Consider the following 20,446-nt stretch of genomic DNA (forward strand, 5'->3'; position numbering starts at 1 on the left):
CGTGGGGATCCCTCAGACTCTGACCCCATTGGGTTTTAGCAATCTCCGCCGCCGCCATCACTGCTGCAAGATGAGCTTGAACTGCTGCTTGGCGTGTATATCGCTGAGGCGCCATCGCTTTGAGAGCCTGGCGTAGCGCCTCGAGTATTGGAAATAAACGTAATTAGGAACACCAACGCACATAGCGAAACAATAGCGATAGATGCTTTCCACTCGCCGGTTATAGCTCCGCTATAACACGAGTACGCAGCCACGGCTAAACTAACAAGCCTTATTAGTAACCTCATAACGATCTCCTTTTCAGTTAACGGAAATGGGAGACAGAAATTTACTCTGACCCCATTATTTGGTGGTTATTTAACGATGGTCATCTCTTCGATGAGGTTCGTTGCACCGTCAACGTATTCCATTACCCATAACATGTAGCGGCTATCTACATGGATGGTACGGGTTGTTTTCGGGTCAAAATCCCAATCAGAATTAACACTCTCGAACGTACCGTCAAACAACAGACCGATAAGCTCTGCTTTTGCGTTAAGCGTTGCTGAGCCTGAATTACCACCTGTTGAATCTAAATCGGTAAGGAAGTTCACCGGCACGCTGTTAATAGCTTCTAACTTGTAAGGGCCGTATTTCTTGTCCTCAATAAGCGTAAGCTGCTTTTTAGGTGAGTCGAACGGTGTCTCGCCCGTGTCTTTTTCGGTAATACCTTCAAGACGAGTAAACGGCTCGTAAATTAGGCCGTCTTTTGGCGAGCCGCCCATTACATTCCCGTAAGTAACGCGCAGCGTACTGTTTGCATCTGGATAAGCAAGGCTGCCCAAAGATTTTTGCCACTCAATAATGGCACTCATGTATTTAGGGCGAAGCGCGGCAGCTTTACCGCTTAGCGTTTTGCTCTTATCTTCAATAGCCATCTCGGTATCGAACAGGGCAACCGCAAGTTTAATGAACGGGTCGTTGCTATTTTCGAAATCAGCGCGGCTTGCAGTTAACCATTTCAAACGTTCTTCAGTGTTAGTCAATGAAGTCTTGTCGTAAAACGCCTTTAACTTCTTCTGAAGTGTTTTTCCGTCGGTATCACCATCAATGCCTACTGCTTTATCGAACGCGGCTACTCGGTTTTCTTCAGGCTGTTCAAGGTACATACTAATCATTTTTTGCCAAACGGCCTGATCAACGGCCGGATCAAAGCGACGCTCAATGCGCTCTACGCCTTCTTTCAGACGAATTTGATCGCGCTCCTGAAATCCAGATTCACGTTCTGCGTCCGGCTTTTCTTTTTCGATGGCATTGCGATACAGGGTTTGAGCTGACGACAAGAGTTGTGCACGACTTAGGTTGTTGTACCAGAAGTTTTGCTTGTTCATTTGCATTTGTTCAGCACTAACCGCATCAAGATCGGCTAGTGCTTGCTTCATTTCACTCTTACCGTTTTTATCAAGCCATGCAGCTAGTTGCTCTTCACGCTCAGCGCGACGTGGAACAAGTCCAACGCGTTTAGCGCCAGAAAGCTGGCCTAACGTATTTTTGTGGAAGTTGTTAAGACCCGCTAACAATGCTTCGTATTTGATACGCGCATCGCTGCCTTCTTCAGATGCACTTTCAATAGTCTTGATCCACGCGTCTACCAGTTCAAGGTAAGTGGGATATAACCAATCAAACGTGTACGACACTTGTGATAAACGTGCATAGCGATTAGTAGAACCAGGGTAGCCCGCTGCCATAACAAAGTCGCCGTCTTCAAGCCCAGCTGCCGAAACTTTTAAGAAATGGTCAGGTTTAAACGGCACGTTCTCTTCACTGTAATCAGCGGGTTTACCGTCTTTACCCACATAAGCACGATAGAAAGAGAAGTCGCCCGTATGACGAGGCCACATCCAGTTATCTACATCACCGCCGTATTTCCCTATAGAGTCAGCAGGTGCATAGGCTATACGCACGTCACGGATTTCCATTTGCTTTATAAGCTTATATTCAAGGCCTTGGAAAAATGAAGGAACAGAACAGCGGAAGCCTGCTTCAGATTCACATTCTGCAATGAGTGCTTTGCGATTAGCTTCGATAAGGTCGTAGCGCTCTCGTCCTTGAACATCATCATCGATACCGCCAATAACTTTGTCGGTTACGTCAGAAAAATCTACCGTAACGAACATGCGAGTACCCGGTGCTGCGGGTAGCTCGTCACCAATTTCTTTAGCTAGAAAACCGTCTTTTAAGTAGTTATTTTCTGGGGTGCTGTTGTATTGTACTGAACCACGTGCGCAGTGGTGATTGGTAACTGCCAAGCCTTTGTCAGACACAAACGATGCTGAACAACCGCCAAGAGAAACAATAGCGCCCATTGGAAACGCGGTTAAGTCGTTAATACTACTTGCAGGAATTGCCAAACCTGTTTCTTTTAAATCGCCAGCAATTGAAGGGAGCTGTTCTGGCGTGAACATGCCTTCCTTAGCATTTACTTGCATTGCACTGCCAAGTAGCGCGGCAGAAAGACAAAATACACTTACTTTAGACATGGGTGATCCTTGTTCTTGTCGTTAATCTCATTGTTATAAGTCAGTCGTAATAAATACCAAGTTAACGTGTACGTCAACATTGTTACAGTGTAACGATTATATCCGGCTTGCCCTACTAAAAGGCGTATAGCGCACTGCGTGAATTTGTTAAAAAGTGTGACTAACCGCTACTGACAGCGTGGTTGGGGCGTTCATCGCAGAAATAGGAAGACGGGTAATTTGAGGTAATAAAAAAGGCAGGGTGTGAACCCTGCCTTTCGAATCTTAAGTATCAATAGTTCGTACTTAAAGCACTGATACCAATGCTTTAGCAAGTGTTTCTACGTTTTCTTGGTTGATGCCCGCAATGTTCACGCGGCTAGAATCAACAAAATACACACTGTGCTTTTCACGCACTTCGCGCACTTGCTCTGGAGTAATACACAAGAACGAGAACATACCTTTTTGGTCGTTTACGAAGCTAAAGTCTTTAGGCGAGCCATTATCGTGAAGGTTTTGAACTAGCATTGCACGGAGTGATTTCATGCGATCGCGCATTTCGTTCACTTCAGATACCCACTCGTTGTTAAGGGCTTCGTCAGCTAGGATAATGTCTACCAACGCGCCGCCGTAGCTCGGTGGCATAGAGTAGATGCCACGTGCGATTGACTGAATTTGACCCTGAGCAATTTTACGGGTTGCTGAATCTTCAGTAATGATGGCAGCCAAACCAACACGTTCGCGATAAAGGCCAAAGTTCTTAGAGCAAGAAGCTGCAACGATAACCTCTGGTAGGTTTTCTACCAACAAACGCATGCCGTACGCGTCTTCTTCCAAACCTTCACCAAAACCTAGGTAAGCCACATCGATGAAAGGCAGGAATTCGCGCTCTTTCGCTACTTCTAGTACTTCATCCCATTGTGCATTAGTAAGATCAGCACCTGTAGGGTTGTGACAGCAACCGTGTAGAAGAACGATATCGCCTTTTTCAGTTTTGCGAAGGGTTTCCATCATAGCGTCAAAGCGAATGCTTGCTGACGCTTTATCGAAGTACGGGTAGGTTTCGATTTTAAGACCCGCAGAGCCGATAAGTGGAATGTGGTTCGCCCATGTTGGGTCGCTTACCCATACTTTAGCGTTGTCGTTACAACGGGCAAGTAGTTCTGAAAGAATACGCAATGCACCGCAACCACCTGGAGCTTGAACCGCTGCAACGCGGTCTGCTAATAGAACGGGGCTAGTCTTACCTAATAGCAAAGACAACATACCGTCGATAAAACCTTGGTTGCCCTGAGGCGTGATGTAGGTTTTGCTAGTTTCGGTATCTAAAAGCACTTTTTGCGCTTTTGCGACACTTGAAAGAATAGGGGTATTACCTTGCTCATCTTTATATACGCCAACACCTAAATCGATTTTGTTTGGGTTGGTGTCTTCACGAAAAGCAGCTGACAGGCCAAGAATTGGATCTGGGGCGAGATGGGGTAATACTTCAAACACGATATGTCCTCACGTTACGTTGGTATGCAAAAGATAGCAGGCTGGCATTATGCCACCGATGGTAGAAAAAACGACCCCTAAAGGTTGAAAATATTTCAATTAGTCGAGGAAAGAAAACGTAAACGAAAGTTTCATTTCAAAAACACCCTAAATTGAAAAAGAAAAAGCGCGGGTTTCTTGTGCTTCGCCTTTGTCTGAAAAGCGTCGTTCTTTCCAGGTCAGCGTATTGTTTCTATCTACTAATAGCAGTGTAGAGGTACGCGTTCCGTATTTTTCGGATTGAATAAAAATGGAAGACAACGCCTTTTCCCATTCATAACCTATTCCCGTGTCGGGTAGGTGTGCATCCTCTGCTTTATTTTCGTGGCGCAGAATATCAAATAAATCGTCATCATTGATTGTGCTTTGCTGCTCAATGTAATCACTTAAGGCAGTAACCCCTTGGGTGACTTTTGGCCATGGCGTAGCAATATCAGCATTTGACAACCCATACACGCCAGTATCAATTGAGTGGGTCGAATTGTTTACGTTGTTGTAAACCTGAAGCGCATTTACATTACCAAATAGTAAATTATAGCCGTTGTATCGCTGGCGCGTTTTTTCAAGCTTAGCTAAATATGCTGACTGTTCTGCATTGCCTTTTGGGGCTGGGCTTTGCTCTAACCAGTTGGCAACTAATTCACCGCGGGATACTGCATTCTTATTGATGTTGTGTGGGTCTCTTACATTGGTAAGTGCAGCGATGTCGCCGTTACGCGTAACACCCATCCAAGTGCCGCCAGCTTCTAAATCCTGCCCAGCAAGTAAGTGCGGGTGGTTTTCCCAAAATGTTGAAGGTGCAGTCGGTCTTGCGTAAAACTCGTCTCGATTCGCTGCAATGAGCAGTGGGTAGTCATCTCGCATCTTGTTTGCGATAAATAAAATACACATAGTTCACCTAGTGTCCTTTCTTAACTCGTTCTATACACACCGTTTTACCACCTGCTTTAACAATTGTGTTACATTTACGTCTTGATTACTCTTCGTCAATGTATGCGCAGTTTAATGTGTTGCTCTTTAAGACAATATGCGGGTATAAAACAGAAAAAGAAAGCTTGAGGGTCAATGAAGTATTGAAAGCAACTTGCCGATAATGCCATGCCGATGTAGCTCACCAATATATTAAGCCCTAGACAAAGCCCCAAAAACAATAAACAGAGTATAATAAAAATGAGAAAACCCTCGAATTCTAATAACCATTCTCAATTAGCTAGTAAAGTCATTGTGGGAAACGATATCCCGAGAAAATGGCCAAATTGGTTGTCGTCGTTTGCCGCATGGGTGCTCACGAAAAGAGGCTGGCAAGTAGAAGGCGAACTCATAAATCATAAAAAAGCTATATTAGTGGTAGCACCGCATACATCAAACTGGGACTTCTTTATTGGTTTATTCGTGGTTTTTGCTTTTAAGTTAAACATTAATTTTTTTGGCAAACACACCATATTTAAGCCACCGCTAGGTGCAATTGTAAAAAGGCTAGGGGGCATTCCCATTGAAAGAAGCAAAGCCCACGGCGTGGTCACCTCTATTGCGAATAAAATTAAAGAGGCTGATCAGCTTATTCTTGCTTTAGCGCCAGAAGGAACTCGTAGCCCCATTTATCCATGGAAAATGGGGTTTATGCATATTGCACAACAAGCTGAAATTCCTGTCCAAGCCATAGGTTTGGACTACGCTAGAAAAAGAATTGTATTGGGTCCGATTATTCAGAAAGTGACTAATATAGATGAACAAATGCAAACTATTTATTCGTTTTATGATAATGTTTGCGCAAAATATCCTAAAAACTGCATTATAAAGCCATAACCATTTGTGTACGTGGTATGTATGTATCAGTCTTAAATAGACTAATACAGTGCGTATTTGGTTAGGTCGCAAACATCTATTTTCGGAGCTTCACCCGTGACAAAATTGGGATTCACAACCCGTCAGGTACATTCTGATCGCATGCTAAATACCCCGGAACATGGTGGTGTACACAGCAGCACATCTAATTCGGTTCTTTTTGAGTTTAAAGATGCGCAAGGCATTATAGATGCGTTTCAAGGCAAGCGCGCCGCTCACGTCTATTCTCGTTCTTCTTCGCCTTCTGTGGCTGCACTGCAAAATATGCTCAACGATTTAGAAGGCGGAGTAGGTACGCTGTGCTACTCAACGGGTATGGCGGCCATAAGCAGTTCTTTATTCGCTTTGTTAAAGTCGGGCGATCATTTAATCGTAAGCCAATACCTTTTCGGCAACACAAGAAGCTTTTTCGAAACGATAAAAGATTTCGGTGTGCAGGTTACGTTCACTGATGTGACCGACATTCAGCAAGTCAAAGAAGCTTACCAGCCGAACACAAAAGGTGTTTACACAGAAACCGTGGCAAACCCTGTAACACAGGTCGCCGACCTTCACGCAATTGGTCAATTCTGTGAAGAAAAGCACATGCTGTTTATGGTTGATAACACTATGACACCGCCGCCAGTTTTCTATGCAAAAGACGTTAAGGCGTCGTTGGTGTTTTGCTCGCTGACAAAATATATTGCGGGTCACGGGAATGTCTTAGGCGGTGCAGTTGTCGATACGGGCAACTTCGACTGGACAAAGTTTGAAAACCTAAAGCCAGCCTATCAGGTTGCAGATACAGCGCAGTGGGGCATTACTCAAATCAAAAAGAAAGGGCTTCGTGATTTAGGTGCTACATTGGCGCCACAGTCAGCGACGGCTATCGCTTTGGGCATGGAAACCTTAGATCTGCGTCTATCTCGAAGTCAACACAATGCTATGCAGCTAGCAACCTTCCTAGATAATCACCCAAAAGTATCTAAAGTGTTTTATCCTGGGCTTGCTGACCATCCACAGCATTTTATGGCACGGGAATACCTAAACGGTGGCTACGGAGCAATTTTAAGCTTTGATCTAATTGATGGTGCGGATCCAGTGGCCTTTCTAAACGAAATGCAGCTGGTTATTTGTGCAACGCATTTAGGTGATAATCGCACGCTGGCGCTACCTGTTGCTCCTACCATTTATTTTGAGAATACGGCAGAAGAACGTGAGTTAATGGGTATTTCCGATACCATGTTACGTATTTCGGTAGGTATTGAAGATACACAAGATCTGATTGCAGATTTCGAGACCGCGCTAGACACGATTTAGATAGCGATTAGTTGTGTTAGAGTACAGAGAAAGGGGCTTTCGCCCCTTTTTAATTTAAGCCAGTTGCCTTTTGCTACATATCATTCAAAAAGCGTTCTCTGTAACTCATTAGTCGAAACCAAGCGTGATTTGGCCACGAATTTCACCACTAGGGAATGCGTCTGAGTGGAAGTTTGTGTAAAGACCTCCGTCAGCCATCACGCCCATTTGATCGGCCGTTAGCGTTGTATTAGCTGGCACAGACCACACACCATCGGTACCACCAGTGAGCCCCAGTAACACACCACCATTTACACCGGCTTCACCTTCGTGAATATGCGCCATAGTTGCTGTCATACCAGTAATGGTTACGCTTCCTGACAATGCACCTGTAGATGTATTCAGAGTAAATGCGCCAGCACCGCTTGCCGTTGTAGTAACAGCGGGAACTTCCTGCAGGCCATCGGCAATGATGCCGTACACTTCAATGTTGTCAGGCGTAATCTGACCTCTAATTTCACCGCCAGTATTGGCTGCTGTGTGCACATTCACATAATGGCCGCCTGATAGAAGTTGCGTAGCTGTGGCTTCATCAAGCATCAAGCTACCGTCGGTCATCCACACGCCAGCTGTCTCTTCGCTTTCGACTAACGCCTCTAGCACAGGGCCATTTACACCAGCGAAGCCAGTGTGAATATGTGCCATAGTCGCATTTTCGATGGTCGTTACCGCTACAAGAGAAACATTATTATTGGTCGTATCGAAAAGGGCATAGCCAGAGCCCATTGCCATAGTATCTACTGCTGGTACTTCTTGACTGCCGCTTAGCGAGAATGTTACTACCGCTGTTGTGTTTGGAACTATTTGGCCACGGACTTCACCGCTAGGATTAGCTGTAGTGTGAACATTTAGATACCATTCACCACTGGTCAGTGCATCTAGGTTACTCGGCGAAATGTTAGTTTCAGCTAAAACATACGTACCATTGCCAGCATCAGTTAGTGGGAAAGCAACCGGGCCGTTCATACCAATGCCGCCAACATGCACGTGTACACCAGTAACGTCAGTTAGGCCTGAAACATGAACGCTTACGCTAAATGCAGGCAAATCTTCGTCAATTTCAACCACTGCTGTTGCAGTAGACATAGTATCAACTGCGGGTACCTCTTGTGAGCCACTTAAACTTACGTTGTAAGTCATATCTGCATTAAAAGCAGGTGGAGGTGGCGCAAGCCCATCAAGCAATGCTAGTTGAGGCAAGTCGCCTTCCATTGCGCCATCTAGTGCGATAGCAGTGTAAATCTCACCATTCTCAAGCGTTAAAACACCTGTTTCGATTGCCGCTGTTTTGGTGCCCGTTGGTGTAACCGTAACTACGTAGTCACCTTCTGCAAGGCTTACATAACCTGTTTCTACGAGTTCGCCAGTTTCATGAGCAATATCGGAAAACACTGGGTCTTCCGCGTCAATTTCACCATCTGCAGTTACGTATATATCTACGTTACCTGCTGAAGGTGAAGCATGTACGATTCGTACTTTTGCTTCTGTCGCAATTGAGCGAGGCATATCAACTAATACGTCTAATTCTGGGGCAGAAAGTACGTTGTTTGCAATGGCGGTATAAGACATGCCTATCTCTAGCGTCAACTCAGCATCGTCAATTGCTACAAAACTGTTGTCGTTATCGGCTACAACATCAATTAAGTAATCACCTTCCGCAACAGACAAATAGTCTGTGGTTCGGGGGAACTGAATGCCGTCTACTAGCACAATTTCGTTGTTAGCAATAACGTCCACCGCTGGCGCGTCGCTGATACCATGTACCACGCGTATTTCGGCACCTGCTTCTGCATCCCAAATTTTGAAACTGCTGTCACCGTCTGCGGCCAAAAGTGTTACTGGTGAATCACCTGTGCCCACATTATTGGTAGCGGCAATAAGCAAATCAGCACCGTCTGCAAGGTTTACTGTCCCAGAGTCGTATACAACCGTTGTCTCACCGGCAGGTGTAATACGAATTTGATAATCGCCTGCAGGTACTTGAATTAAATCAGTTGCGTCAGTAAATTCCGCGGTGACTAGTGGCTGTTCAGCGGTAATATCTGCTTCTGGCGCAGTAACATAGATATCAACCATTGGCGCCATAGATGCTGCATGAACAATCTGCACTTGGGCGTTGCCAGCTTCCACTGCGGTTTCCATGCTCGTGACCGTGAGTAACGATAAGGTTTCGTCAGAAACATTTCCAACGGCGAAAATATCGTAATTCACATCTGCTTCTAACGTGACGTCGGCCTGCAGTACTTCAGCGTTTTCACCAGGGAGAATACCAGTTACCCCAATGTCGTACGTACCCGTTTCAACTTCAAAACGCGATGAAGCGACCTGATAATCAACATTTTCCAAACCATTCAGAATCGCGTCATTAGCGGTGACATTGACCATAGGAGCGTCAGATGCCGCGTGGACAACGCGAACGTTTGAATACTCAATAACGGGGGCGGGAACTTCAACGACTTCATCATCGTCATCATCAGAGCAACCGATTAAAAATAGTGGTACTATTGAACATGCAAGGAGCGCTTTGGTCCTTCTCATTTTTTGTATCCTCTTAATTGTGTTGTGGCAAACTCGGTTACGCTGAGCAAATACGAGAAGATCATCCTCCTTGCAACATTAACGCAATGTAATGTTTACAGAATTTTTACAAATACGGTGTTAGTACAAATTTGTTCTACAAAATAGAACGAAGTCTTCATGTTTTTGATATTTTCATCCAACCTAATTGCCCTAAAATACGTTTAGATTATCGAAACAACGAATCAATGGAGTTCGGCATGAAAACAGTGTTAGCTATATTTTCCAGCCTTAGCGGCAGTCAGGGTAATTCTTCAAAATTAGCAAATGAGTATCTTTCAAAAATTGAAAGCAATGACTCTGTGCGTGTTAATCGTGTAGACGTGGCAAAACTTGCGTTACCACATCTGACAGGTGAAGAAATGCAGGCGTGGATGACTGAGGCTTCTGAAAGAAATGAATCTCAACACGCATTGGCAAAAATTTCTGACGACATTGTTGAAGCGGTCAAAGCGGCTGACGAAATTGTGTTGGCAGTGCCTATGTACAATTTTGGCATTCCTTCAAGTCTAAAAGCCTACTTCGATCGCATAGCGCGAGCAGGTGTAACTTTTAAATATACTGAGACAGGACCTGTAGGTTTGCTAGAAAATAAATCAGCGACTGTTTTTGCCGCGCGTGGTGGTGTGTATGCAGGTTCAGACTTTGATACGCAAACGCCGTATTTAAAACACTTTTTAAATTTTGTTGGTATCAGTGACGTAAAATTCGTTTACGCTGAAGGACTTAACATGGGCGAAGAGCAAGCAAACAAGGCTTTTTCTGAAGCAAGCGAAAAAATTATTGAACTAACCAACAACTAAACACACTAAATTAATGCAGTTAGCTAAAACGTAGGAAGTATGTTTTCAGCTAAAAGTGTGTTCCAAGTTGAGTGTGCTTGATTGCCCCGCGTATTACGCGGGGCTTTTTTATGTATGGTATTTATACTCGCGTTTAGTGAAACCCAAAAACGATATGAATACCGGTTGCCTTATTCGCTTTTTAGCAGTGCCTCTATGTCAGCAATAAAAGCCGGATCAGTAGGCTTTGTTGAGCTAGGGTAGTGGGTAATTTGTTTACCTGAGCTGTCAATAAGGTACTTGTTGAAATTCCACGATGGCGCTTTGCCAGTGGCGGTTTTTAGCATTCTATACATAGGATCGGCGTCTTCGCCTTTTACCGATATTGGTTCAAACATCGGAAACTTTACACCGTATGTCAATTCACACAGTTCCGCCGTTTTGCCTTCATCATTATCTTCTTGATTGAAATCGTGCGACGGGAAACCTAGCACTACAAAGTCTTTATCTTTGTAGTCACTGTACAACGCTTCTAAGCCTTCAAATTGGGGCGTATAACCGCAATAGCTAGCAGTATTGACTACCAGTAGAGTTTTCCCCGCGTATTCGTCACACAAGTTCACCGTTTCTTGAGAATTGAGTTTACGCTTCATAAACTTAAGTACGCTGGGGCACTCATTCGCAAAGCCAGTAGACGTAAAAAAGCTCAGCGCAAGTAACGCCGGTATAAAACCTTTCGCTTTCATAGTGTTTTACCTCATCAGTTAATTTTTGTTATTTTGTTCAGGTCGACAGACCACGTTTCCAAACCATAAACGCAAAACGCATACGTTTGGTTCACTATCTCAATCGATGAACGTTAGCGCTTTAGTTGTTGCTCTGCGTATAATGTTACCGTTTTTTAAATAACAACGACTTAAAATAATGAAAAAATATTCTTCTTTACTCATCGCGGCCAGCGTAACTTTTGCGTTGGGCGGATGTGCAAGCACCACTAACGAGCCATCTAACCAAACCACGTCTACATCGCTTCCTGCTGCCACAGTTCAGCAAACCGTTACTCCAGATGTCGCGCCTCAGAACAGCGCACAAAATGGTGAAATTACTTTAAAGCAAATAATGTCAGACCCTCAATGGATGGGCGCGCTACCCGAAGGTATGGGATGGTCGGTCAATGGCGATAAAATTGTTTTTGAAAAAGAAAGACAGAATAGCGTGTTAACAGATGTTTATGTTGCTGAACTTGCTAACCCAGCAAACGCAGTAAAAGCGCCATTATCAGATTTACATAAGTACCGATTTGACGAACGTGTAGTAAGAGATGACGGGGTTATTGCCTATTCATTTGAAGACAGTGTTTATGTGCAATTTACCAACGGTGAGACCGTGCGTATCGCTCGTGGCGGGAATGCGCTGTCAACGCTTTCATTTATGACTGATGGCCGCTTAATGGCGTTAAGCGGTAACAAATTTATTGCTATAGACCTATCTAACGGCACCCGCGAAGAATTGTTGAGCTGGGAGTTTAGCGACGAACCCAAAGCGGTTGAGCCGCCTAAAGATTATATTGCCGAGCAGCAACAGTCGCTGGTGGAATACATCAAACTACAGCGGAAAAACAGACAAGAAAAAGACGAAGCGCATAAAGCGTTGGCCAAAGAAAACAGCAGTGTAGCACCTACGCCGTTTTACTTTGATAAGTCGCATCGACTAGCGGGTATTAGCGTATCACCTGCAGGTAACTTCGCGGTAGTAGCCACTACGGAAAGTAAGCCGACTCGCGATGACAGCGATATCATGCCACACTACATTCAAGAAGACAGCCGCATTGCAGCGAAGCCGGTACGCCAACGAGTTGCAGATGCTGAATCGGTGAATCACGTGCTGTGGCTGCTTAATTTGAAGACAGGTGAGAAGAGTGAGCTTAAATACTTTAATTTGCCTGGCTACAATGACGACGTACTTGCTGACGTAAAAGCAGAAAACGCGAAGGCAAAAGGCGAGACCTATGAAGTTAATCGTTTGCCGCGCGACATTACCTTACTGCAAAGCTGGTACTGGACTAAGCCTTCTATTCGCTGGCACAAAAACGGTAACGCCGTTGCCGTTATGCTAGAAGCATGGGACAACAAAGACCGCTGGATTGCAACGGTCGACTTAGCGAATAAAACGCTAGAAAACCAACATAGGCTTCATGACGATGCTTGGGTAAACTACCGTTTCAACGCGTTTGATTGGCTAAATGACAGCGAGACGCTTTACTATCAGTCTGAGCATACTGGTTACTCTCACTTATACGTCCAAAAGCCTGGCGAGAAGCCAGTCGCGCTAACCAGCGGCCGTTTTATTGTTGACGATTTAACGCTTTCTAGCGATGACAACTATATCTACTTTAAAGCAAACATGGAGCATCCGGGGCTTTACGAAGTTTATCGTGCAGATTTAAGCGACAATACCATCGATACCATGACTGATTTGAATGGTATGACAGACTACTCACTTAGCCCTGATGGTAAAAATTTGCTGCTAAGCCATAGCAAGGTGAATCAGCCACAAGAGCTTTACGTTAAGCCAGCAAACGAAACAACAGCGGCAAAGCAAATCACGCAAAGCACCAGTGCTGATTTTAATGCACTTCCATGGGCGGTGCCTAACATCGTTGCTATTGAATCGTCGCATACCGATGCACCTATTTACGCACGAGTATATTTACCGGAAAATTACGACAAGTCGGCACCAAATAAAGCGGTAGTGTTTAATCACGGTGCAGGCTATTTGCAAAACGCCCACATGGGGTGGTCTGGTTACTTCCGAGAGTACATGTTCCACAGCATGCTCGTGCAGCAAGGCTATGTCGTACTAGATATGGACTATCGCGCGAGTGCTGGCTACGGACGCGATTGGCGAACCGCTATTTATCGTCAAATGGGTACGCCTGAAGTGCAAGATTTGCGTGATGGTGTTAACTGGCTTGTTGAAAATGCAAATGTAGATCGTGAGCGTATTGGCACATATGGCGGTTCATACGGCGGCTTCTTGACCTTTATGTCTATGTTTACCGCGCCAGACCTGTTTGCGGCAGGTGCAGCACTTCGTCCGGTAACCGATTGGGCCCATTACAACACGCCATATACGGCAAACATACTGAATACGCCTGATATTGATCCCATCGCTTTTGAGCGTAGCTCGCCAATTTATTTCGCAGATGGACTAGAAAAGCCGCTGCTTATCAATGCGCCAATGGTTGATGACAACGTGTTTTTCCACGACACCGTGCGATTGGTACAGCGTCTTATCGAGCTTGAGAAAGAAGATTTTGAAACGGCCATTTATCCGGTAGAGCCACATGGCTTTGTGCAGCCAAGCTCGTGGCTAGATGAATACCGCCGTATCTATAAGTTATTCGAGGAAAACTTATAAGCAAAGCCTCTACTTGAATTGCCCAGCGTCCATGAGGCGCTGGGTTATTTATGACCTAATTGCTTTCAGCACATACAGAAAAAGGCCCAAATTCAATGAATTCGGGCCTTTTTTATTGCCATAATTCTTTTGAGAAAACACATTTAATCCAACTTAACAAATCAAAATGCGCAAAAAGAGTGACGCTATAACGCTCGAGTTTCTATTTTCTTTTCGCCGTAATGAACATAAGTAAGAAGATTGCTATACCCGTAAGCGCACCAAATAAATGCGCATCTACGGCAACTTTTGCGTCAATCAGGTTTGCAACTTGTTCACTACTACCGTCTATTTGTTCGTATCCCACTTTAATCGCTAACCCAATAAGCAGTAGCCAACCCGACTTCATCTTTTCCTTAATATCAACACAGGCGCCCCATGCGAAAATACCATGTAGTGCGCCAGATAAGCCTGCGTACCAAATGAGATCCGGAGAGAAAAAATAAAGCCCAATACTGGTTCCCAAACAGCACCACACAAAAACTTTTAAGTACAAACCAAGGCGATAATGTTCACCGTGGAGTGCCCACAATAACGCCAGACCTGCTAAATTTAAAAGTAAGTGATAGCCATTGGTGTGCACGATATTTCCGCTGACTATACGCCAGGTTTCTAAACCTTGAATGGCATACCTGTCGTAAGCCAAATAATTGCCAGACATGGGCTCAAAGAAAAACGCGACAACGGAGCATAGCGCTACAAATAAAGGACCAGCGCTATACTTAAGCGAAAACGGCAGTGACATCATCAGTGTTAGTTATTTTTGAATTTCGAATTTGCTGGCTATGATACAGAAATTGCCAACGCGGTGAAAACTGAAGTACACCTAAAATAAAAAAGACGACAGTAAAGGAGTAATTATGTCTTACATTATTACCGAAACAAACCAGCAATGCTTAACCATTAAGCTTAACCGTACCGATAAAAAAAATGCATTAACGCGGGACATGTACCAAGAAATGGCGAACGCCATATTAGGTGTTAAGAACGATGGCTCAACCAAAGTGGTGGTCATTAAGGGCGCGGGCGATTGTTTTACTGCAGGGAATGACATTGGAGACTTCGCACAGCAACAAGATCACGCTCAGGTGCCAGAAACAGCTGCGTTTATGCGCGCTCTGGCGGCGTGTCACTTGCCGGTTATTGCGCAAGTTCACGGGTTGGCAGTGGGCATAGGCACAACGCTTTTACTTCACTGCGATTTTGTCTACGCCACTCCAGATACCCGATTTGTTCTACCATTCATCAACTTAGGGCTTGTTCCTGAATATGCATCAAGTTATCTTTTGCCTAAGGTTGCCGGTCATATAAAGGCGGCAGAGTGGCTAATGCTGGGCGAACCCTTTACCTCTGCTGATGCTTATCAATTTGGTATTCTGACAAAAATTGTCGACGCTCATGAAATAGATCAAACGGTTCAAACTACGGTAGAGAAACTCGTCGCCAAGCCTTCATTTTCGCTTAAACAAACAAAAGCGCTATTAAAAGGTGACGGAGAGCGAACAAACCAACAAATGAACGAAGAGTTTGATATATTTTTAGAAGCGTTGGGCACAACCGCAGCTCAAGAAGCGTTTGATGCGTTTCTTAAAAAACGCCCAATAAACCCCGAAAAATTTAAATAAGAGGAAGTATTATTTTGAGACGCAGTGCTTTTTTCAGAGCTTCAGTGGTAACTCTTGCATTATCTAGCTGTTTTATTTTTGGTGCGAACGCGAAGCAAACGCGTGAAGTTGGAGAACCAGAAGCGGCAACAGGCTACATAGAGAAAAAGGCATTTGAAGCCAAAGATTATATGGTTGTAGCGGCAAACCCCTATGCGTCTTGGGCGGGAAAGAATATTTTAGAAAAGGGCGGCAGTGCAATCGATGCAGCGGTAGCTGTGCAATCGATGCTCTCGTTGGTTGAACCACAATCGTCAGGCATCGGTGGTGGTGCATTTATCCTTTATTGGGATAATAAAAACAAAGTACTTCATACCTTTGACGGCCGTGAAACTGCACCGAAAGCAGTCAATTCTCATTGGTTTATTGAAGGTAATAAGCCAATGCGCTGGTTAGATGCCGTAGTAGGTGGTAAGTCAGTTGGCGTGCCTGGTGCAGTAAAAGCGCTAGAAATGGCTCAGGGCGAGTTCGGCAAGTTGCCTTGGAATACGCTGTTCGACGATACAATCAAAACAGCAGAAGACGGCTTTAAAGTATCGCCGCGTTTAGCCAAACTTATTGCATTAGACTATCACCCGGGGCTGAAAACCTTTCCTGCAAGCTCTACTTACTTCTTCCCAGCAGGTCTGCCGTTAAAAGAAGGCACGGTCAAGAAAAACAAGAAGTTAGCTAAAACTTTAAGAGGTATTGCAGAAAAGGGCAGCGACTATTTATTGAAAGGCGAGGTCGCTGAAAAAATAGTAAAAGCGGTAAACAGCGCTGAAATCAACCCGGGGCAGATGACGTTAGAAGACTTAGCAAGCTACGAGCCTGTAAAGCGTGAACCTGTTTGTGGGATATATCACGAAAAGCGTATCTGCGGTATGGCACCACCTAGCTCTGGTGGTGTGAACGTTTATCAAATTCTAAAAATGTTAGAAGGTTTTAACCTTAGTCAATACGCACCGGATTCAGTAGAATTTGCCAACCTGTATACGCAAGCAAGTGCGCTTTCATATGCCGATCGCGAGAAGTTTATAGCAGATAGCGATTTTACTAACCTACCATTTGCGGCCATGATCAACACAGCATATCTTCAGCGCCGTGCCGAGAGTATTGCTGTTGATAAAGAGTGGCGCCGCAAACGCGCGGGCAACCCCTACGCCGATGCGAATGTAGCACTTGGTACGTCAATGGAGCTGCCCAATACCTCACACGTTTCTATAGTAGACAAAGAGGGCAATGCAGTATCAATGACTACCAGCATTGAATTTATGTTTGGTTCTGGGATTATGGTAGAAGGCTTCCTGCTTAATAATCAGCTTACCGACTTTTCATTTTCACCAACCAAAAACCGTTTTCCTGTACCAAATCGCGTAGAGCCTGGTAAACGCCCTAGAAGCGCGATGAGCCCTACAATGGTGTTCGACAAAGAAGGGAACCTTGAGGTTGTTGTAGGCTCGCCGGGCGGCTCTAGAATTGTAAGCTACGTCGCTCAAACCCTAATTGGAGTTTTAGACTTTGGCTTGGATATTCAGCAGGCCATCAATCTTCCTAAAATTACTAATAGAAACGACTATACGGCGTTAGAAAAGGGCACACCGATAGCTGAGCTTGAAGAGCCATTAAAGGCACTTGGCCACAATGTTAAAGTGGTGGATTTAAACAGCGGTCTTCACGGCATTCAGTTTAAATCAGGTAAATTAATTGGCGGCGCAGATCCTCGCAGAGAAGGCATTGCAGTAGGGCGCTAATTTGGTATTTGCCTAGTTAAAACTAGATGCAGCAATGCACTGTTGCGTGAGTGAAAGCGGAAGGTTTAATATCTTCCGCTTTTTTGTTTGAGGCGGGCGGTAACACTCGAGACAAGAGTTCTCTTTTATCGATTACTTCGTTTAAGGCCATCAACCATCAAATATTAATATAACCTTCAAGGTAAGACACCGCTTGGCCAGAAATAAGCACGCGGTCACCAATCACCTCACATTTTAATGTGCCGCCTCGTTTAGATGCCTGATATGCCGTAAGTTTCGATCGTCCCAACTCTTTTGCCCAATAAGGCGCTAGCCCAGTGTGGATTGAACCGGTAACCGGGTCTTCATCACCGCCGTTCGCAGGCCAGAAATAACGGGATACGAAGTCAAATTGCGTACCAGGCGCTGTCACTACCACATCATAAGGCGCTAGTGTTTTTAGTTGTTCGCTGTCTTGAACTACGCTTAAAACATCATCTTCGTTTGAATAAATAGCAAAATAAGCTTGGTTATTTTTTAGAATCCTTTTGGGCTTGATAGAAAGCCCTTGTAGTAACGCTTCAGGCACGTCATCAACAGGGTGAGGAATTCTATTAGGGAAGTCCATTTGAATGAACCCGTCTTCTTTCTTAACGACTTTCATCATCCCCACCGACTTGGCGAATAGAGAAATGTGCGGTAATTGGTAATTTTCGTTAAAGATTACGAACGCGGATGCCAGCGTTGCGTGGCCACAGAAGTCGATTTCCGTCATGGGGGAAAACCAGCGGATATAGAATATACCGTTATCATCTTCAACTAAAAAAGCAGTTTCAGAAAGGTTATTCTCAGCAGCGATTTCTTGCATTTTTTCGTCGCTAAGCCATTTTCCCGTTATAACTACTGCAGCAGGATTGCCCTTAAACCTTACATTGGTAAATGCATCAACAACGTTAATTCTAATTTTCATAAGAACGCGCTTTTTTTATGATCGTATTTAAGTTTGGTTTAATTGGCATTGCTTTAAATGGACTAACGTTAGCACCACCTGTATTTCCATGAGGTACTAGCCCAAAAGCAGTTTTTGTGGCAGCACCAGCTATTCTGAAAAGTTGACCAAAAACTTCACCAATTTTGCCTTGTTTCACTGCCCATAAAAGCATTTGAACGTGTACTTTTACGTGTAGCCTTGTAGACGCTTGACCAAGAACGTGGGCATTTTCCAAATGAGCGAAGGCTTCAGCCTTATTTCCGTAATTTTGCTCATTGCGAGCTAATGCCAACTCTTCTTCAACATAAGGACGGATGTTTCGCGTAAAGATGTTTGCTTTCAACATGGTGTAAGCACCTTCTACTGAGATTGATTTAAACCAAGCTCTTTTTGCATTTTCTTGGTTAACCCTAACGATACTAGCTTAAACGACGCGCTTAAATAGTATTCTAATGCATCATCTTCATTACTGTCGCAATTGTACTGCTGTATCCACTTCATTCCGCGACTGGCAAGATAGGGGGCTGGTCTATAGCCAGGCTTTTCTTCCAGAAAATAATAGTTTTGCTCAGATGTTTTAAAGGTAAAAGCAGGGTGTCCGTCCTTGCCAATGCTTCCAATAGCAAAGACTTTACCGCCTACTTTCCATACTTCTGAATTTCCCCACTGAACGACATGAGTAGTGTGGGGGAGTGCTTTGCAAAAATGATTAAATTCATCAAGGGTCATAGGCATTCGTTTAACTAGTTGTCAAAGCATGAGTCATCGATCTTTATCATAATACTATATGTCGCTGTCACTACGATGCTTGCTGATTAACTCTGAAATAGCATTTGTTATTCTTTGCGTTGTTATTTCGCTCATTAAACCTCCGTGCTCGTTTTTATATCCTTCTTTGAAACCAAGACAATTAAAAATACTAATGCTAAGGGCGGGAGAAAAGCTGTTAAAAAAGCAATCACAGAGGTAGCTATAGGCGATGTAGTCTTGCGCTTTCCAAAGTAAAAGCCAGCAATGGCCATAAATAGAGCGAAAACGAGTATGATTTGCCCAAGAAACGTAGCATTTATATTCATTAATACTTCCTATTATTTATGATTACTTATTACGTTTAAATAAGGTGCCATTAGCATAGCACAATCACGAAACCGCACCGTGTGCTTGTGTCCCAGCGAACGAAGTGAGCGAATTAATTGGGTTGTTATGTGCGTGCATTTTCAGACCCACAGACAAGTGTTTCCTCCCCAAGATGGTAGACATTATTGATGGCTACGTATGTGCCGGAAACAACACCTGATATTGGTATTAGTAGAAGCCCACTGATTGAATAGAAGGTATTTGTATCCTCAAAACCATTGACAACTTTGAGTGTTTTGCGGTCCGAGGATATCTCACACTTGTTCACTTTAGCCGTATCGGTATCTGGAACTACTATACAGGCGCTTAGCAGAGGTATACTTAGAATTAAGAATACTAGTGATTTCACTTAATAGGTCCTTTTATTTTCATTACACAGATTAGCACATAACATTGAGCTAAGCGGCGCAGTTGCGTGGGGCATAATGGCGAAGCCGGCCCGCGTATATGCGTCCCAGCGACCGCAGTGAGTGTGTCGATTGGCTTGTTATGTTCCACTCAATGACACTGAAACATTTAGTTAGCCTTTCTGGTTTTGATGGTTGATGCGAGCAGAGAGACTGATGCCGCATAGGTAAAAAAGAAAACACAAAATCCAACAAACAAACCAATCATTCCAAAGATGTTACTTTCCATTGAAATGTCGTAAACCAAATAAACCGCTATGGGTAATGGCATAACCGAAATAGGTTTATTTCTTACGTAATCGTTTAACTTTTTTTGCACATAAGGTACGCCTAAAATTACAACAGGAATCAGTAACAACCCCGCAAATAATATATCGACTTTAATATCTGAACTCATATAAACATCCATATCAAAACAAGAACTTAACACCCCGTTTAGGGAAAATGATATGTGGGCTAAAATCCGAGCGAAGCGAGCCAGCCCACGTGTTAGCGTCCCA

General features: G+C 44.2%; 18 protein-coding genes. 6 read left to right on the forward strand and 12 right to left on the reverse strand.

Annotated features, from left to right (window positions below):
* Positions 1-35 precede the first annotated feature (35 nt).
* From ACX5KA_RS19415 to ACX5KA_RS19430, 4 genes are all read right to left on the reverse strand, one after another.
* On the reverse strand, positions 36-287 hold the full coding sequence (locus tag ACX5KA_RS19415) for a hypothetical protein (protein ID WP_458731984.1): 252 nt from the start codon (positions 285-287) through the stop codon (positions 36-38).
* Positions 288-353: 66 nt separating this feature from the next.
* The gene (locus ACX5KA_RS19420; RefSeq protein ID WP_458731985.1) at positions 354-2,519 is read right to left on the reverse strand and encodes a S46 family peptidase; all 2,166 of its coding nucleotides are present in this window, start codon (positions 2,517-2,519) and stop codon (positions 354-356) included.
* A 285-nt stretch (positions 2,520-2,804) separates the two neighbouring features.
* The gene (locus tag ACX5KA_RS19425) at positions 2,805-3,995 is read right to left on the reverse strand and encodes an amino acid aminotransferase (protein ID WP_014949721.1); all 1,191 of its coding nucleotides are present in this window, start codon (positions 3,993-3,995) and stop codon (positions 2,805-2,807) included.
* Between the two features lie 147 nt (positions 3,996-4,142).
* Positions 4,143-4,925, reverse strand: coding sequence for an NRDE family protein (locus ACX5KA_RS19430; protein ID WP_458731986.1), 783 nt, complete (start codon positions 4,923-4,925; stop codon positions 4,143-4,145).
* A gap of 279 nt (positions 4,926-5,204) precedes the next feature.
* On the opposite strand from ACX5KA_RS19430, the gene ACX5KA_RS19435 reads away from it, so the two are divergent.
* Positions 5,205-5,840, forward strand: coding sequence for a 1-acyl-sn-glycerol-3-phosphate acyltransferase (locus ACX5KA_RS19435; RefSeq protein ID WP_458731987.1), 636 nt, complete (start codon positions 5,205-5,207; stop codon positions 5,838-5,840).
* 96 nt (positions 5,841-5,936) lie between these two features.
* Entirely contained in the window at positions 5,937-7,178 is a 1,242-nt protein-coding gene (locus ACX5KA_RS19440; protein ID WP_458731988.1) for a cystathionine gamma-synthase family protein, read from the forward strand.
* Between the two features lie 108 nt (positions 7,179-7,286).
* Here ACX5KA_RS19440 and ACX5KA_RS19445 read toward each other — a convergent pair whose 3' ends face one another.
* Positions 7,287-9,755 (reverse strand): CHRD domain-containing protein, encoded by a 2,469-nt coding sequence (locus tag ACX5KA_RS19445; RefSeq protein ID WP_458731989.1) that lies wholly within the window; start codon positions 9,753-9,755, stop codon positions 7,287-7,289.
* A 239-nt stretch (positions 9,756-9,994) separates the two neighbouring features.
* Between ACX5KA_RS19445 and ACX5KA_RS19450 the strand changes: the two genes are divergently transcribed.
* Positions 9,995-10,597, forward strand: a complete 603-nt coding sequence (locus ACX5KA_RS19450; RefSeq protein ID WP_039222139.1) for an FMN-dependent NADH-azoreductase — start codon at positions 9,995-9,997, stop codon at positions 10,595-10,597.
* A gap of 170 nt (positions 10,598-10,767) precedes the next feature.
* Here ACX5KA_RS19450 and ACX5KA_RS19455 read toward each other — a convergent pair whose 3' ends face one another.
* Positions 10,768-11,322: a glutathione peroxidase gene (locus tag ACX5KA_RS19455; RefSeq protein ID WP_039222136.1), complete on the reverse strand. Its 555-nt coding sequence runs from the start codon at positions 11,320-11,322 to the stop codon at positions 10,768-10,770.
* Between the two features lie 178 nt (positions 11,323-11,500).
* On the opposite strand from ACX5KA_RS19455, the gene ACX5KA_RS19460 reads away from it, so the two are divergent.
* Positions 11,501-13,996 carry a S9 family peptidase gene (locus tag ACX5KA_RS19460; RefSeq protein WP_039222134.1) on the forward strand — a complete coding sequence of 832 codons (2,496 nt, stop codon included), beginning with the start codon at positions 11,501-11,503 and terminating at the stop codon, positions 13,994-13,996.
* Between the two features lie 202 nt (positions 13,997-14,198).
* Here ACX5KA_RS19460 and rrtA read toward each other — a convergent pair whose 3' ends face one another.
* The gene (gene rrtA, locus ACX5KA_RS19465; RefSeq protein ID WP_370244012.1) at positions 14,199-14,783 is read right to left on the reverse strand and encodes a rhombosortase; all 585 of its coding nucleotides are present in this window, start codon (positions 14,781-14,783) and stop codon (positions 14,199-14,201) included.
* Between the two features lie 112 nt (positions 14,784-14,895).
* Here rrtA and ACX5KA_RS19470 point away from each other — a divergent pair, with 112 nt between their 5' ends.
* Entirely contained in the window at positions 14,896-15,660 is a 765-nt protein-coding gene (locus tag ACX5KA_RS19470; protein ID WP_458731990.1) for an enoyl-CoA hydratase, read from the forward strand.
* Positions 15,661-15,674: 14 nt separating this feature from the next.
* A complete protein-coding gene (gene ggt / locus ACX5KA_RS19475; protein WP_039222127.1) occupies positions 15,675-17,432 on the forward strand; it encodes a gamma-glutamyltransferase in 1,758 nt (585 codons plus the stop codon).
* Between the two features lie 157 nt (positions 17,433-17,589).
* Here ggt and ACX5KA_RS19480 read toward each other — a convergent pair whose 3' ends face one another.
* From ACX5KA_RS19480 to ACX5KA_RS19500, 5 genes are all read right to left on the reverse strand, one after another.
* Positions 17,590-18,381 carry a PhzF family phenazine biosynthesis protein gene (locus tag ACX5KA_RS19480; RefSeq protein ID WP_458731991.1) on the reverse strand — a complete coding sequence of 264 codons (792 nt, stop codon included), beginning with the start codon at positions 18,379-18,381 and terminating at the stop codon, positions 17,590-17,592.
* Positions 18,371-18,748: a DUF3703 domain-containing protein gene (locus ACX5KA_RS19485; protein ID WP_458731992.1), complete on the reverse strand. Its 378-nt coding sequence runs from the start codon at positions 18,746-18,748 to the stop codon at positions 18,371-18,373. The genes ACX5KA_RS19480 and ACX5KA_RS19485 overlap by 11 nt, the downstream gene beginning before the upstream one ends.
* Before the next feature lie 14 nt (positions 18,749-18,762).
* The gene (locus ACX5KA_RS19490; RefSeq protein ID WP_458731993.1) at positions 18,763-19,131 is read right to left on the reverse strand and encodes an MmcQ/YjbR family DNA-binding protein; all 369 of its coding nucleotides are present in this window, start codon (positions 19,129-19,131) and stop codon (positions 18,763-18,765) included.
* 134 nt (positions 19,132-19,265) lie between these two features.
* Positions 19,266-19,478 (reverse strand): hypothetical protein, encoded by a 213-nt coding sequence (locus tag ACX5KA_RS19495; protein ID WP_458731994.1) that lies wholly within the window; start codon positions 19,476-19,478, stop codon positions 19,266-19,268.
* A 577-nt stretch (positions 19,479-20,055) separates the two neighbouring features.
* The coding region (locus ACX5KA_RS19500; RefSeq protein WP_458731995.1) for a hypothetical protein at positions 20,056-20,446 on the reverse strand (391 nt) is incomplete at its 5' end.

This window comes from Alteromonas alvinellae, assembly GCF_902705805.1.

Coding starts and splice junctions, on each gene's coding strand:
- ACX5KA_RS19495 (WP_458731994.1), bottom strand. CDS start 19,478: ATGAATATAAATGCTACGTTTCTTGGGCAAATCATACTCGTTTTCGCT.
- ACX5KA_RS19460 (WP_039222134.1), top strand. CDS start 11,501: ATGAAAAAATATTCTTCTTTACTCATCGCGGCCAGCGTAACTTTTGCG.
- ACX5KA_RS19485 (WP_458731992.1), bottom strand. CDS start 18,748: ATGTTGAAAGCAAACATCTTTACGCGAAACATCCGTCCTTATGTTGAA.
- ACX5KA_RS19435 (WP_458731987.1), top strand. CDS start 5,205: ATGAGAAAACCCTCGAATTCTAATAACCATTCTCAATTAGCTAGTAAA.
- ACX5KA_RS19480 (WP_458731991.1), bottom strand. CDS start 18,381: ATGAAAATTAGAATTAACGTTGTTGATGCATTTACCAATGTAAGGTTT.
- ACX5KA_RS19430 (WP_458731986.1), bottom strand. CDS start 4,925: ATGTGTATTTTATTTATCGCAAACAAGATGCGAGATGACTACCCACTG.
- rrtA (WP_370244012.1), bottom strand. CDS start 14,783: ATGATGTCACTGCCGTTTTCGCTTAAGTATAGCGCTGGTCCTTTATTT.
- ACX5KA_RS19450 (WP_039222139.1), top strand. CDS start 9,995: ATGAAAACAGTGTTAGCTATATTTTCCAGCCTTAGCGGCAGTCAGGGT.
- ACX5KA_RS19415 (WP_458731984.1), bottom strand. CDS start 287: ATGAGGTTACTAATAAGGCTTGTTAGTTTAGCCGTGGCTGCGTACTCG.
- ACX5KA_RS19490 (WP_458731993.1), bottom strand. CDS start 19,131: ATGACCCTTGATGAATTTAATCATTTTTGCAAAGCACTCCCCCACACT.
- ACX5KA_RS19470 (WP_458731990.1), top strand. CDS start 14,896: ATGTCTTACATTATTACCGAAACAAACCAGCAATGCTTAACCATTAAG.
- ACX5KA_RS19420 (WP_458731985.1), bottom strand. CDS start 2,519: ATGTCTAAAGTAAGTGTATTTTGTCTTTCTGCCGCGCTACTTGGCAGT.
- ACX5KA_RS19455 (WP_039222136.1), bottom strand. CDS start 11,322: ATGAAAGCGAAAGGTTTTATACCGGCGTTACTTGCGCTGAGCTTTTTT.
- ACX5KA_RS19445 (WP_458731989.1), bottom strand. CDS start 9,755: ATGAGAAGGACCAAAGCGCTCCTTGCATGTTCAATAGTACCACTATTT.